The organism is Rhizohabitans arisaemae, from assembly GCF_025996515.1.
Taxonomy (GTDB): Bacteria; Actinomycetota; Actinomycetes; order Streptosporangiales; family Streptosporangiaceae; genus Rhizohabitans; species Rhizohabitans arisaemae.
In genome coordinates this window covers 791,638-805,661 of sequence record NZ_BLRH01000009.1, presented here as the reverse complement: position 1 = coordinate 805,661, position 14,024 = coordinate 791,638, and the positions used below count along the sequence as shown (strand labels likewise).

Annotated in this window: 16 protein-coding genes; 15 read left to right on the top strand and 1 reads right to left on the bottom strand. The window is 71.4% G+C overall.

What is annotated here, in order from left to right; translation table 11 throughout:
* The 15 genes from RUR_RS04385 to RUR_RS04315 all read left to right on the top strand — a co-directional run bounded on the left by RUR_RS04385 (position 1) and on the right by RUR_RS04315 (position 12,435).
* Positions 1–1,782, top strand: coding sequence for an ABC transporter ATP-binding protein (locus RUR_RS04385; protein WP_283133545.1), 1,782 nt, complete (start codon positions 1–3; stop codon positions 1,780–1,782).
* Between the two features lie 15 nt (positions 1,783–1,797).
* Entirely contained in the window at positions 1,798–2,136 is a 339-nt protein-coding gene (hisI, locus tag RUR_RS04380; protein ID WP_283133544.1) for a phosphoribosyl-AMP cyclohydrolase, read from the top strand.
* Positions 2,133–2,705, top strand: a complete 573-nt coding sequence (locus tag RUR_RS04375) for a Trp biosynthesis-associated membrane protein (RefSeq protein ID WP_283133543.1) — start codon at positions 2,133–2,135, stop codon at positions 2,703–2,705. The genes hisI and RUR_RS04375 overlap by 4 nt, the downstream gene beginning before the upstream one ends.
* The gene (locus RUR_RS04370) at positions 2,705–2,911 is read left to right on the top strand and encodes an HGxxPAAW family protein (protein WP_283133542.1); all 207 of its coding nucleotides are present in this window, start codon (positions 2,705–2,707) and stop codon (positions 2,909–2,911) included. Before RUR_RS04375 ends, RUR_RS04370 begins: the two co-directional genes overlap by 1 nt.
* A 94-nt stretch (positions 2,912–3,005) precedes the next feature.
* Complete coding sequence (locus RUR_RS04365) at positions 3,006–3,350, top strand: CD225/dispanin family protein (protein WP_283133541.1); 345 nt, start codon at positions 3,006–3,008, stop codon at positions 3,348–3,350.
* Complete coding sequence (locus RUR_RS04360; RefSeq protein ID WP_283133540.1) at positions 3,350–3,787, top strand: DUF2752 domain-containing protein; 438 nt, start codon at positions 3,350–3,352, stop codon at positions 3,785–3,787. The genes RUR_RS04365 and RUR_RS04360 overlap by 1 nt, the downstream gene beginning before the upstream one ends.
* 223 nt (positions 3,788–4,010) lie before the next feature.
* A complete protein-coding gene (gene trpC / locus RUR_RS04355; protein WP_283133539.1) occupies positions 4,011–4,853 on the top strand; it encodes an indole-3-glycerol phosphate synthase TrpC in 843 nt (280 codons plus the stop codon).
* Positions 4,840–6,072, top strand: coding sequence for a tryptophan synthase subunit beta (gene trpB / locus RUR_RS04350; RefSeq protein WP_283133538.1), 1,233 nt, complete (start codon positions 4,840–4,842; stop codon positions 6,070–6,072). The genes trpC and trpB overlap by 14 nt, the downstream gene beginning before the upstream one ends.
* On the top strand, positions 6,069–6,866 hold the full coding sequence (gene trpA / locus RUR_RS04345; protein ID WP_283133537.1) for a tryptophan synthase subunit alpha: 798 nt from the start codon (positions 6,069–6,071) through the stop codon (positions 6,864–6,866). Before trpB ends, trpA begins: the two co-directional genes overlap by 4 nt.
* 297 nt (positions 6,867–7,163) lie before the next feature.
* Positions 7,164–7,745 (top strand): MauE/DoxX family redox-associated membrane protein, encoded by a 582-nt coding sequence (locus RUR_RS04340; protein ID WP_283133536.1) that lies wholly within the window; start codon positions 7,164–7,166, stop codon positions 7,743–7,745.
* On the top strand, positions 7,745–8,491 hold the full coding sequence (locus RUR_RS04335; RefSeq protein ID WP_283133535.1) for a DsbA family protein: 747 nt from the start codon (positions 7,745–7,747) through the stop codon (positions 8,489–8,491). Before RUR_RS04340 ends, RUR_RS04335 begins: the two co-directional genes overlap by 1 nt.
* A 20-nt stretch (positions 8,492–8,511) precedes the next feature.
* Positions 8,512–9,537: a prolipoprotein diacylglyceryl transferase gene (gene lgt / locus RUR_RS04330; protein ID WP_428846954.1), complete on the top strand. Its 1,026-nt coding sequence runs from the start codon at positions 8,512–8,514 to the stop codon at positions 9,535–9,537.
* A complete protein-coding gene (locus tag RUR_RS04325; protein ID WP_283133534.1) occupies positions 9,534–10,295 on the top strand; it encodes a VIT1/CCC1 transporter family protein in 762 nt (253 codons plus the stop codon). Before lgt ends, RUR_RS04325 begins: the two co-directional genes overlap by 4 nt.
* Positions 10,296–10,298: 3 nt before the next feature.
* Positions 10,299–11,393, top strand: coding sequence for a hypothetical protein (locus RUR_RS04320; RefSeq protein WP_283133533.1), 1,095 nt, complete (start codon positions 10,299–10,301; stop codon positions 11,391–11,393).
* A gap of 310 nt (positions 11,394–11,703) precedes the next feature.
* Positions 11,704–12,435, top strand: coding sequence for a hypothetical protein (locus RUR_RS04315; RefSeq protein WP_283133532.1), 732 nt, complete (start codon positions 11,704–11,706; stop codon positions 12,433–12,435).
* Here the strand turns inward: RUR_RS04315 and RUR_RS04310 are convergent.
* Entirely contained in the window at positions 12,410–13,951 is a 1,542-nt protein-coding gene (locus RUR_RS04310; protein ID WP_283133531.1) for a bis-aminopropyl spermidine synthase family protein, read from the bottom strand. The two genes, RUR_RS04315 and RUR_RS04310, sit on opposite strands and share 26 nt — an antisense overlap.
* Positions 13,952–14,024 lie beyond the last annotated feature (73 nt).

Genomic DNA, 14,024 nt, shown 5'->3' with positions numbered 1-14,024 from the left:
GTGAGCCTGCTCAACGACCTCGCGGTCGCCCAGCGCGGCGGCGTGGCGACCCTGCGCCGGGGGCTGAGCCTGTCCCCGGAGTTCCGCAAGGGGCTGATCGGGACGCTCGCGCTCGCGCTGGTCGCCACCGTCGGCAAGGTGATCGTGCCGATCGCGATCCAGCAGACGATCGACCACGGGCTCCGCGGTCCCGCGCCGGACCTGGGCTTCATCCGGGACGCGGTCCTGGTCTGCGCGGCGGCGGTGCTGCTCACCGCGCTGGCGGGGTACCTGACGAACGTCCGGCTCTACCGGTCGACGGAGGCCGGGCTCGCCACGCTGCGGACCAAGGGGTTCCGGCACGTGCACGACCTCTCCACGCTCACTCAGAACTCCGAGCGCCGCGGGGCGCTGGTGTCCCGGGTGACCGGTGACGTCGACCAGATCAGCACGTTCATGATGTGGGCGGGCATGCTGATCGTCGTCCTGTTCGGGCAGCTGCTCGTCGCCACCGTGCTCATGGCCGTCTACTCCTGGCAGCTCACCCTGCTGGTGTGGGCCTGCTTCGCGCCGCTCGCCTTCGCGCTCCGGTTCTTCCAGCGCAGGCTTTCACGCGCCTACACCCAGGTGCGGGAGCGGGCCGGGGACATGCTGGCCGCGGTCAGCGAGTCCGTGGTGGGTACCTCGGTGATCCGGGCGTACGGCTCACAGGCGCACACGGCGCGCCGCATCGACACCACGATCGAGGCGCACCGGGTGGCCCAGACCCGCGCTCAGAAGATCGTCGCCTTCACGTTCTCCTCCGCGGAGGTCATCGCGGCCGTCGCGCTCGCCGCGGTGGTCGTCCTGGGCGTCCGGCTGGGCGTCGCCGGGGAGATCACCGCGGGGAGCCTGGTGGCCTTCCTCTTCCTGATCACTCTGTTCATCGGGCCGTTGCAGATGGCGACCGAGGTGCTCAACGAGGCGCAGAACGCGATCGCGGGCTGGCGGCGGATCATCGGGGTGCTCGACACCCCGCCCGACGTCGCCGACCCCGGCCCCGAGGGGACGGTCCTGCCCCGGGGGCCGATCTCGGTGTCGTTCCGGGACGTCTCCTTCGCCTACGGGGACGGCCCGACGGTCCTGCACGGCCTCACCGCCGACATCGCCCCGAGGTCGCGCATCGCGGTGGTGGGGGAGACCGGCTCGGGCAAGACCACCTTCGCCAAGCTCCTCACCCGGCTCATGGACCCGGTCTCGGGACGGGTTCTGGTGGACGGGACGGACTTGCGCGACGTGCGGTTCTCCTCCCTGCGGGAGCGGATCGTGATGGTGCCGCAGGACGGGTTCCTCTTCGACGCGACCCTGGCGGAGAACATCCGGTACGGGCGTCTGGACGCCACCGACGAGGAGATCGCGCTCGCGCTGACCGAGCTCGGCCTCGGCGACTGGCTGGAGGGCCTTTCGCAGGGCCTGGACACCCCGGTCGGCCAGCGCGGCGAGTCGCTCTCGGCGGGGGAGCGGCAGCTCGTCGCCCTGGCCCGCGCCTACGTCGCCGACCCGGATCTGCTCCTGCTGGACGAGGCCACCTCGGCGGTGGACCCCGCGACGGAGGTACGGCTGGCGCGGGCGCTGGAGGGCGTGACCCGGGGCCGTACCGCGGTCTCCATCGCCCACCGGCTCTCCACCGCGGAGGCGGCCGACGAGGTCTTCGTCTTCGAGGCGGGCCGCCTGGTGCAGCGGGGGCCGCACGCCGACCTGGTCGCGCTCCCCGGCGTCTACGCCGACCTGCACGCCTCCTGGCGCTCCTCCGCCCGGTCGTAGCCCTAAGCTTGAGATATGCCTCTTGACCCCAAGATCGCCGCTCGGCTGAAGCGGTCCGCAGACGGTCTGGTGCCCGCGGTGGTCCAGCAGCACGACACCGGCGAGGTGCTCATGCTCGCCTGGATGGACGACGAGGCCCTGCATCGCACGCTGACCACCGGCCGGGCGACGTACTGGTCGCGGAGCCGCTCCTCGTACTGGGTCAAGGGCGAGACCTCGGGCAACGCGCAGCATGTGAAGCAGGTGGCCCTGGACTGCGACGGCGACACCCTGCTGGTCAAGGTGGACCAGGTGGGTGCGGCCTGCCACACCGGCGATCGCACCTGTTTCGACGCGGACGTGCTGTTCCCGTGAACCGCTCCCTCGGCGTCTTCCTCGCCGCCGGCGGTCTCGGCGCCGCACTGGCGCTGCTCTCCTCGGGGCGGGAATGGGCGAGCGTCTCGGCCGGCGGGCTGCCGCCTGTCTCGCTGACCGGCGGCGGGCTCGCCCCGGCGCTGAACGCGGCGGCGATCGCCGCCGCGGCGGGCCTGGTGGCGATCCTGGCCACCCGGGGCACGGCCCGGCGCCTGGTGGCGGTGCTGATCGCGTTGTGCGGTGCGGCGGCGGCGACGGCTTCGCTGATCGGGATCGGCCGGGACGCGATCGGCGACGCCGCGGCGGCCGGTCGCGGTGTGCTCGCCCAGGCGGGGGTGGACGGGGGCGGCACCTCGGTCGCGCTGAGCCCCTGGCCGTACCTTGCGGTGGCCGGCGGCGTGCTGATCGCGTTCGCCGGGATCCACGCCGTGCTGCGCGCCGGGACGTGGCCCGGCATGTCCGCCCGCTACGATCGGTCCCCATCCGAAGGCCCGGCCTCCGGGGCCGGTCTGTGGGACGCGCTCGATCGAGGCGCCGATCCCACCGTGGACGAGACGAGGGAGCGTTGATGGCCGAGACCTCCGCGCACGCCGAGCACGGCAACACGCCCGCGGCCTGGACCGCCGTGGTGATCGCGTTGGTGGGGTTCACCGTCTCCGGCGTGGCGATCACGGCGGCACAGACGTTCTGGGCCGTCGCCGGCGGGGTCGTGGTCCTCCTGGCCGGGGTCGTCGGCAAGGTGATGCAGCTGGCCGGATTGGGTAAACGCGCTTGATGTAATCGTCATGATTTTGAAAGGTTTCGGTGGTTCCCGACCGCTAAGCTGCCCGAGCAAATTGGACATCATTTCCCCTAATTAGGAGACATCCATGAGCTACGGACACCCTGGCGACGGCGGCTACGGTCCTCCTCCCGGAGGCCCGGCCGGGTACGGCGCGCCGGGCGGGCCGGCTCCGGACAACCACCTGGTGGCCGCGATCCTGACCACGCTCTTCTGCTGCCTCCCGTTCGGGATCGTGGCGATCGTCAAGTCGTCGCAGGTGAACTCGCGGTGGTCGGTGGGTGACTACCAGGGCGCGCACCAGGCCTCGCAGGAGGCCAAGACCTGGTGGAAGCGCGCGCTCATCATCGGGCTGGTCATCAACGTGGTCGTCGTGATCCTGTACGCTGTGTTCTTCGTGCTCATCACGGGTGCCGCGGTCAGCGGATACTGATGGCGACGGTCCCGACGCAGGCGTCGCGGCGTGGGGGGGACAGGGTCCGGTCCCTTCTCGCGCCGCTAGGCGTCGCCGCGCTGTCGGCGTCGGTGGTGACCTTCGTCGGCCTGGTCGACCCGAACGAGCCCGGCCACTATCCGACCTGCCCGTTTCTGTGGATCACCGGCTTGTACTGCCCGGGGTGCGGAACCCTGCGCGGAATCCACGCCCTCGCCCAGCTGGACGTCCCCGCCGCACTGGGTCTCAATCCGCTGATGGTGCTCACCGTCCCGTTCCTCCTCTTCTGGTGGGGGAGATGGACCCTGCGGTCCTGGCAGGGCCGGCCGGTACGGACGACACTCGCGCACCCGGCGGTAATTTGGGGGTTTCTCGCACTCGTTATTGTGTTCTGGGTAGTGCGAAATCTGCCATTTGGCGAATTTCTCGCGCCTTAGTAGCGTGAGATTGATTGTCTGTCGCCCCCGGTGGCCAACCGTCCTCGCCGAGGCCGATAACATCGCAACGCGAGGCGAGGGAACGCGACGGCTCGGTATCCGGGGGCGGGTGAGGTGACACGCCCGGAGTTGAGGGTCGCCGGCGGATAACCGCGAACCCCCATGATCTCGCATGGGTATTACCAGCACGGGCACTGTCGTCGACCGGAGGGGACCCTGATCCGTGAGCGAGCGGAGCGAGCGAGCAAATGAGCGCGGCAATGTGCTCGACGACATCCTCGACGGAGTACGGGCCGACCTCGCGGAGCGTCAACGGGCCACCCCGCTCGACGTCCTGAAGGACCGGGCGGCCAAGGCGCCTTCGCCCAGGGACGTGTACCGCGCCCTCGGCGGCGACAAGGTCTCCGTCATCGCGGAGGTGAAGCGGTCGAGCCCGTCCAAGGGCGCGCTGGCGGCGATCGCCGACCCGGCCGCGCTCGCCGCGGACTACGAGTCGGGCGGCGCCCACGTCATCAGCGTGCTGACCGAGGGACGCAGGTTCGGGGGGAGCCTGGCGGATCTCGCCGCCGTACGGGCGGCCGTCGACATCCCCGTGCTGCGCAAGGACTTCATCGTCACCGCGTACCAGCTCTGGGAGGCCCGGGCCCACGGCGCCGACCTCGCCCTGCTGATCGTCGCGGCGCTGGAGCAGAACGCGTTGATCTCCCTGGTCGAGCGGGCCGAGTCGATCGGCCTGGTGCCCCTGGTGGAGGTGCACACCGAGGAGGAGCTCGAGCGGGCGGTGGACGCGGGGGCCAAGGTCATCGGGGTGAACGCCCGGGACCTGAAGACCCTCGAGGTGGATCGGGAGGTCTTCGCGAGGCTCGCCCCGAGGATCCCCGACGGGGTTATCAAGATCGCGGAGTCCGGGGTGCGGGGACCGCACGACCTGCTCGCCTACGCACGGGCCGGCGCGGACGCCGTCCTCGTCGGGGAGAGCCTGGTCACCGGGAAGGACCCGCGGGCGGCGGTCGTCGACCTGGTGACCGCGGGGGCGCACCCGGCATCACGCCATGACAACGGATGAGGTGGCAGTGAAGACAGATTCCCCGGCCACGCCCGGTGGGGGGCCGGAGACCGGACGATTCGGCCAGTTCGGCGGCCGGTTCGTGCCCGAGGCGCTGATCCCGGCACTGGACGAGGTGGCCGCACTCTACGCGGAGGCCCGGCAGGACCCCGAGTTCGTCGCCGAACTCGACGACCTTCTCGCCAACTACGCGGGCCGCCCCACACCCCTCACCGACGCCTGGCGCTTCGGTGAGCACGCGGGGGCGCGGATCCTGCTCAAGCGGGAGGACCTGGCCCACACGGGCTCGCACAAGATCTGCAACGTGCTCGGGCAGGCGCTGCTCACCCGGCGGATCGGCAAGAAGCGGGTGATCGCGGAGACCGGCGCCGGACAGCACGGTGTGGCCACCGCGACCGCCTGCGCCCTGCTCGGCCTGGAGTGCGTCATCTACATGGGCGAGGTGGACACCGAGCGGCAGGCGCTCAACGTCGCGCGGATGAAGCTGCTCGGGGCCGAGGTGATCCCGGTCAAGAACGGCAGCCGCACCCTGAAGGACGCGATCAACGAGGCCTTCCGCGACTGGGTGACCAACGTGGACGGCACCCACTACCTCTTCGGCACGGCGGCCGGACCGGCGCCCTTCCCGGCGATGGTACGGGACTTCGTCCGGATCATCGGGGTGGAGGCGCGCGGCCAGGTCCTGGACCGGATCGGGCGCCTGCCCGACGCGGTCGTGGCCTGTGTGGGCGGCGGCTCCAACGCCATGGGCATCTTCGACGCCTTCATCCCCGACGAGGGGGTCCGGCTCTACGGCTTCGAGGCCGGGGGCGACGGGGTCGAGACCGGGCGGCACGCGGCGAGCATGTCCGGCGGCTCGGTCGGGGTGTTCCACGGCGCCCGGACCTATGTGCTCCAGGACGACGAGGGCCAGACCATCGAGTCGCACTCGATCTCGGCCGGACTCGACTACCCCGGGGTCGGCCCGCAGCACGCCTGGCTCAAGGACAGCGGCCGGGCGACCTACCGCGCGGTCACCGACAAGGCGGCGATGGACGCGTTCTCGCTGCTCAGCCGGACCGAGGGCATCATCCCCGCCATCGAGTCCGCGCACGCCCTGGCCGGCGCGCTGGAGCTCGGCGCCGAGCTCGGCCCCGACGCCGTGATCCTGGTCAACGTCTCCGGACGCGGCGACAAGGACATGCACACCGCGATGAACTGGTTTGGGCTGGGCGAATGACGACGCTGGCTGAGGTTTTCGAGAAGACGCGCGGGGAGAACCGCGCCGCGCTGTTCGGGTATCTGCCCGCCGGTTTCCCGACCAAGGACGGCGCGGTGGCCGCGGCCGTGGCGATGGTGGAGGGCGGCTGCGACGTCGTCGAGATCGGGCTGCCCTACTCCGATCCGCTGATGGACGGGCCGACCATCCAGGACGCGGTGCACCGCTCGCTGGAGAACGGCACCCGGATCGCCGATGTGGTCCACATGGTGGGGAAGGTGGCCGCCACCGGCGCCGCCACCCTCGTCATGACCTACTGGAACCCGATCGACCGGTACGGGGCCGGCCGGTTCGCCGCCGAGTTCGCCTCGGCCGGCGGGGTGGGGACGATCACCCCGGACCTGACCCCCGAGGAGGCCGGCCCGTGGTGCGCGGCGTCCGCGGAGGCGGGGATCGACACGGTCTTCCTGGTCGCGCCGAGCTCCACCGACGCGCGGATCCAGGCCGTCGCGCAGCGGTGCACCGGTTTCGTCTACGCCGCCTCCCTCATGGGGGTGACCGGGGCGCGGACCACGGTGTCCGCCGCGGCGGAGGGGCTGGTACGGCGGACGCGGGCCCACACCGGGCTGCCGGTGTGCGTGGGGCTCGGGGTGGGCACCGGGGCGCAGGCGGCCGAGGTGGCCGGGTACGCCGACGGGGTCATCGTGGGTTCGGCGTTCATCCGCAGGCTGCTGGACGCGCCGGACGAGGCCGCGGGTCTGGCCGCGGTCCGGGAACTCGCCGCCGAGCTCGCGGAGGGCGTCCGCTCGCGCTGAGATTCCTTACGCTCTGTGATCGGCCGGATGGAGCCGTCCCGAGGAGGGGCGGGCTCCGCCGAGCCGGATAAGACCCATCCGAACAGCTGATTCCCTGCGATTTCGCTCGGTTGTTTTCCCACGGGCTCTCCCCCTCATCGGCGGAGGGCCCGTTCCCGTCCGTAGGATGTGAGCGCACTCACGGTATCGGGGGCGTACGGGGGGCGACGGCTTACCGCACACTTATCCGGGCCGTGGTGGGGTTTGCACTGTGATGTCAGGGGCTCGGAGGCGTCCGGCCTCGCCCGAGGACGGGTGGTGATCGGAGCAGTGGTGATGGTGGGTTCCCCCGAGAAGACCCAGGTTGAACCGCGCACTGTCGTGCAGGTACTACCCTGGGTGACGACCGCGTGCCGACTGGGGCTCGCGGGTGTGCTGATCTGGGCCGGAGCGGCCAAGATCGGCGCCCCCGCGCTCTCGGTGCAGGCGGTCGAGGCCTACGAGCTCCTGCCGGAGAAGGCTGCGGAGATCGTCGGCTACGTGTTGCCCGTGTCGGAGATCGTCTTAGGGGTGCTGCTCGTTGTCGGCCTGCTCACGCGTATCACCGCCGTGGCCTCAGGGCTGCTCATGGCGCTGTTCGTGGCGGGGATCGCCTCGGCGTGGGCCCGTGGCCTCAACATCGACTGCGGTTGCTTCGGGGGTGGCGGTCAGCTGGCACCGGGTGAGAGCCCGGAGTACCTGCAGGAGATTCTCCGGGACCTCGGGTACATCGCGCTGGCCGCATGGATCGTGTGGCGCGCTCCGGGGCGACTGGCCCTGGACACCGTCCTAGGTCTTGCCGCCAAGCGGGACACGGGCGGTGAAGAGGACGTCAACGACGACGATGAGGAGAGGCACTGATGGGCAAGTCCGCGCGGGATTCGGCACGGGAACGGGTGCGTGCCGAGCGCGAGAGGGAGGAGAAGCGGGCCAGGCGCAACCGCCGGATCGTCGTCTCCTCGGTGGTGCTGGCCGCCGTCGTCTTGGTCGGTTTGTTCTCCCTGGTGCAGTACAACCGGAACTTCTCGGCGAAGTTCACCGGAACACTCGCCCCGATCACGGTCCAGCCGGACGGCACGGTCGTGATGGCCAAGCCCGGTGTGCAGAAGCCGGTGCTCGACATCTACGAGGACTTCCAGTGCCCGGCCTGCAAGACGCTGGAGGACGCGAGCGGCGAGACCGTCAAGGAGCTGGCCGCGCAGGGCAAGGTCAAGGTCGTCTACCACCCGATCACGATCTTCCAGCAGGACCCGCTGAAGAGCAACTCCGTGCGCGCGGCCTCCGCCCTGCGGTGCGTCCCCGGCGGGACCCCGTGGATGAACCTGCACGACAGACTCTTCGCCGAGCAGCCGACGGAGGGCAAGAACGGGTTCGAGCTCGCCGACCTGGTCGCCTGGGGCAAGGAGGCCGGGGCCGCCGGCGCCGACTACGAGAGCTGCGTGAAGAACCAGACCCATGCGCCCGCGCACATCAAGTTCAGCGAGGACACCGTCGCCGGCTCCAAGATCGAGGGAACGCCCACGGTCCGGCTGAACGGAAAAGAGCTGGGCAACGAGGCATTCGTGCCCGGTGATCTGAAAGAGACCATCATGAATGCCGCCAAGTAGCCATGGACACGGTAGCCTCCATGGCCATGCAGCTCGCCTTCATTCCGAGCCCGTCACAGGGGGTCTGGTACCTCGGACCGATCCCCATCAGGGCGTATGCGCTGTGTATCGTCATCGGGGTCATCGTCGCCGTGTTCATGAGCGAGCGGCGCTGGCGGGCCCGAGGCGGTCAACCCGGGACCATGGTCGACCTGGCGGTCTGGGCGGTGCCCTTCGGCCTGGTCGGCGGACGTCTCTACCACGTCCTGAGCGACTGGCAGCTTTACTTCGGCAGTGACGCACCCAACCGGCCGATCGAGGCACTGTACATCTGGAACGGCGGGCTGGGGATCTGGGGGGCGATCGCCCTCGGCGGGGTCGGGGTGTGGATCGGCTGCCGCCGACGGGGCATCTCCCTGGGCGCGGTCGCCGACACGGTCGCGCCGGGAATCGCGGTGGCCCACGCCATCGGCCGGATCGGCAACTACTTCAACCAGGAGCTCTTCGGCGGCCCCACCGACCTTCCGTGGGGGTTGGAGATCGACCCGGGTAGGCCGGGGACGGTCGAGGGGGTCTCCACCTATCACCCGACCTTCCTGTACGAGCTGCTCTGGAACCTCGGCGTCGCCGTCCTGGTGATCTGGGCCGGGAAGAGGTTCGGGCTCCGCCACGGACGGGCTTTCGCGCTCTACGTGGCCGCCTACACCGTGGGCCGCTTCTGGATCGAGGGGCTGCGCGTCGACCCCGCCAACGAGATCCTCGGTCTGCGCTTCAACCAGTGGACCTCGATCGTGCTCTTCGTCGGGGCGGTCGCCTACATCTGGATCATGCGCAATCGGACCACCGAGGAGAAGCTCGGCGAGGCACCCGAGGACGACTCGGGGAACGACGTCGACTCGCTGCTCGGCATCGCGGGGCCGTCCGACGACGCACCCGAGGGTGCGGCCGGCGCCGACACGCCCGGTGAGGGTACGGGCCCGGCCGGGCCGCGGGATGAGATCGCGGACGAGGAGTCGGCGAAGGCCGAAGGCACTTCGGTGAAGGTGCGCGAGGCGACCGAGAAATGACCTCGGGCGGCTCGGGGGACCGCGACGGAGCCGGTGGCCGGCCAAGCGGTCTCCCCGGCGGCCGCGCCGAGATCCACCACGCTCATCGCGACGTCACAGGCGGCTGGCTCCGGCCGGCCGTCTTCGGCGCGATGGACGGACTGGTCTCCAACTTCGCCCTGATCGCGGGGGTGGCCGGGGGGACGTCCGACGCCGGGATCGTGGCGCTCGCGGGGCTCGCCGGGCTCGCCGCGGGCGCCTTCTCCATGGCCGGGGGCGAGTACGTCTCGGTGGCCTCCCAGCGGGAGCTGGCCCTGGCCGAGCTCGCGGTCGAGCGCCGTGAGCTGACCATCCGGCCCGAGGACGAGGCCGAGGAGCTGGCCCAGCGGTACGTCTCCCAGGGTGTCGAACCCGGGCTGGCCAGGGAGGTGGCCCGGCAGATCTCGGCCAACCCCGACCGGGCCCTGCACGTGCACGCGCGGGAGGAGCTCGGGGTGGACCCCGGGGACCTGCCCTCTCCCGTACTCGCCGCGGGTTCGTCGTTTCTGGCGTTCGCGGTGGGCGCGGCCGTCCCGCTGCTGCCGTATCTTTTTGGGTTCACGGTGTTGTGGCCGTCCGCGGTCTGCACCTTCGTCGCCCTCTTCGCCGCGGGTGCGCTCGCCTCGCGGGTGACCGCGCGGAGTTGGTGGTACAGCGGGCTGCGTCAGCTGGCGGTCGGTTTGACGGCGGCCGCTTTGACGTTCGGCTTGGGGAATCTGATCGGTGCGGGGGGCTGGTAAGACGTGAACGAGGATCCCGAAGGCCGCCGGCGTGGCCGTACCCGGACGCGGCGGCCGGATTCGGCCAGGCGGCCGGCGCGGACCCGGCGCCCGGCCCGGCCGGAGCAGGCCGAGGAACCGCAGGAGGATCTCGACCGGCAGGACCGGGTCCACGACGGGTACCGGGGGTCGGCCCGCGACCCCCGCCCCGGATCCAGGAGGTCCACCGCGGCGGACCGGGCGGCGCGCTTCGAGCTCCCGCACGAGCTGGGCGGACCGGCTCCGGCGGAGTGGGAGGAACCGGAGCGCCTGACCAGGCGGTCGGGGCGGGACCGTCACGACGACGGGGACGGCGCCGGGGTGGTCGCGGCCTTCGCCGCCTTCGGCGCCCGGCATCGGCGGGTTCTCCTCGCCGTCGGGGTGGTCGCGGCGATGGCCCTGGTCTCGATCGGCGTGGTATACCTCGTCGGGGTGCTCACCGCGCGCGAGGGCGTCTCCGGCTCGGCGGACGTCTGGACGGAGGGCGGGGTCCGCGCCCCGGAGGGCTATCAGGCCTGGCCGCCCTCGAAGATCTTCAAGCCGATCGGCGATCGCCGGTCCGACCCGAAGGCGATGTCCGTGGGCGAGGTCTTCGCGGAGCAGACCCTCCGGTACGAGGGCCAGGCGCTGAAGCTGGCGGCCAAGCACGCGGGCAAGGACTGCGCGGCGGCGGTGCACGGGCAGCGGCTGGTGGACGAGGTGGCCGCGGCCGGGTGCACCCAGGTGCTCCGGGGGCACTACGTCAGCGAGAACAAGCGTTACGTCGCCCAGTTCACCCTGCTCAACGTGCGGGACGCCGCCGCGGCCGAGGGCCTGGTCACCTCGTTGAAGACGGGGTACAAGAGCGGCTGGGTGGTTCCGCTGGGAACCAAGGGCCCGGCGTTCCCCAAGGGCGGGTACACCGAGGCGAGCGGGTACGCGATGGGGCACTACGTGGCGCTGTCCTGGGTGGGCCGGGCGGACGGCGCCTCACGGACGGAGAAGGACGACTTCGTGAACCTCTCCCTGACGGTGCGCGGCGCGGAGAAGGCGGTCTTCCGCCGGTTGGTCTCGGTGATCGGACCGTCCGCCAAGCCCTGAAACCTGGGTGGTCAATTCGTTACCTTACGGGGCTATCGTCTCCCTCGTGCAGGACGGACCTCACGGGGGGCCGGAGCAACGGCCGTGGACACCGCCGCAGCAGCCGTACGGCAATCCTTATCAGCAGCCGGGGTCGGCCGGTCCGGGACCGCGGTATGGGTCTCGGCCTCAGGGTCCACCCCCACCACCCGGCCCGTACGGCCCGCAGCCCCAGTACGGCCCTTCGCACGCAGGACCGTACGGGGCACAGCCCGGCACCTGGCCGGGGTCGCCCGGCGGACCGCCCAAACCGCCGAGGCGCGGTGGAGGGGTGCTGGCCGGGCTGCTGGTGGGAGGCGGCGCGCTGCTGGTCGCCCTGGTGATCGTGGTCGTGTTCGCGGTGAGCCGGCAGTCGGTTCCGGAGCCCGTCGCCGGCGTGTCGGCCCCGCCCTCCTCGGCTTCGCCGGAGAGCCGGACGAAAGGGCCGGTGCCGGACCTGTTCGTCACGACCGACGCCAAAGACTCCTACGCCAAGCTGGCCGATCGCGCGGACGACCCGGACCCGGTCACCGAGAACGAGGCCTTCGCGGACGACGCGCGGACGCCGTCCTACAAAGGCTTCGACCTCAAGCTGGAGGACTCGCGCATCGACTCCGACTGCGCGGCCGGGGTCTGGGGCGATCGGCTGGAGGCCCTGCTCGTCTCCGGCGGGTGCACCCAGCTGCTCCGGGGATACTTCTACAACCGGAACCGCGAGTACGTCGCCCAGATCGCCCTGTTCAACATGGCGAACGAGACGTCGGCGCGGGCGGTGGCGGTCGGCCTGGACCCCGACCCGAATCCGGGGCAGGACGGTGCGCTGGGATTCATGTTCCCCATGGCGGATTCCATCCTGCAGGGCCCGAGCAAGGCGTACGCCGAGGCGCGCGGCCACTACCTGATCGTCTCCTGGGTGGCCCGGGCCGACAACTCCGCCTACGGCGACGGCGACGACCTCATCGCGCTCTCGGTGACCGCCGAGGACTTCAAGGACTTCATCACCCGTCGCCTGAACCGGCGGTAAGCCGCTCGATCAGGTGGGCGACGACCTCGGGGAGCTCCCGGAGCCGGTGCAGCGGGAGCTCCAGGGCGGTCGCCCCCTCGGCCCAGGGCGCGCACTCCGCCACCAGCGCCCTGGCCTGGTTCTTGGTCAGCGAACCCCCGGTGGCCCTGACATAGGCGATCAGCCCTTCGCGCAGGTTGTTCGGCACTTTGCCGTGGGCGTTGTCCAGGACGCGCCGCACGATCGCCTCCGGGGTCGCCGGATCGGGCCGCGGCAGCCGTACCGCGCTCAGCCGCCCGGGGACCCCGGCGAACTTGTAGACCGACGAGAGGAACCCCAGGTCGCTCACGGGCTCGGTGGAGACCACGTCGACGTGGGGGGAGCGTGAGGCGAGCAGGAGCCGGGGGAAGGCCGCGGTGAGCCCGGCGGGGACGGCGACGGCGACCCGGTCCACGTCCGCGGCGAACGGCCGGGCCAGCCAGGTGGAGAGCCGGGTCCTCGGCAGGTCGCCGGGCGGCCAGTCGCCGACCAGGAGCGAGGGCTTGAGGAAGTCGACCAGGTCGGTGCCGAGGGGGGTGCCGGCGTGCGCCGTGGACTCCACCGACTGCGGCCCCTGGGTGTAGATCGCGAGCCGCTCCGGCAGGCCCGCGATCGCGGGCCAGGTCTTGCTGGTCGGCCGGAGGACGTACAGGTCGGCGGCGCTGCCGATCGCCTGCGCGCCGTGGTACCGGTTGAAGTCCGGCCACATCGCCTCGGTGGCGAGGTTGAGGCCGACGATGGTCTCCTGGACCTTCAGCGCCAGCGCGGGGGTGCGCTCGCTCACGCCGTACGCCAGGACGAGCCTGCCGTGCTCCCGGTCGCGCAGGGCCTCGGCGGAGCGGGCGAGGAAGAGCCCGACGCCGCCGGGCGAGTACGGCGGGTCGGTGACCGTCAGGTCGGCCCATCCGGCCGCGGACGGGGCGAGGCCGAGGCGGAGGTCGGCCCAGCGGCAGGTGACGGCGTCCCGGGTCACCTCGGCGATGTACCGCAGGATCCGGTCGTCGATGTCGACGACGAGCACCTCGGCCTCGGGGTGGATCATGGAGACGGCGACCGAGGTGAGGTCGTGGTCGCCGACGAAGAGGATCCGGGAGCCGGGGAGCCAGAACCTGGCTCCGAGCAGGAGCGCCCGGCGGACCACGGTCTCGGCGGTGGCGGAGACGTGGTCGAGGCGGGCCCGGCCGCGGGGCCCCCGGGCGATGAGCCGCTCCATCGAGGCGACGGTCTCGGCGTGCGCCGCGAGCAGGTGCCCGACGGGGTCGGCGAGGGCCTGGTCGTCGTAGCGCTCGGACCGGGTCAGGCGGAACCGGTCGCCCTCGTGGTCGAGTTCCACGGTGCGGAGCAGCGCCTCGACGGTCCGGCGTGAGGTGGCGGTCTCCCGGACCAGGTCGCCCACGGTCCACCACCGGCCGTCGGCCAGGAGCGCGAGCGCGTGCCGGAGGCGGCGCGCGTCCACTCCGGCGTCGCTGAGCAGTTCCGAGAGTGCGGGCGTGGTCATTGATTCAGCCTATTGCGCCGGGATACGTCAGTCGGCGATCTCAGGGGGTGAACCGGGAAGAGTTAAGGTGATT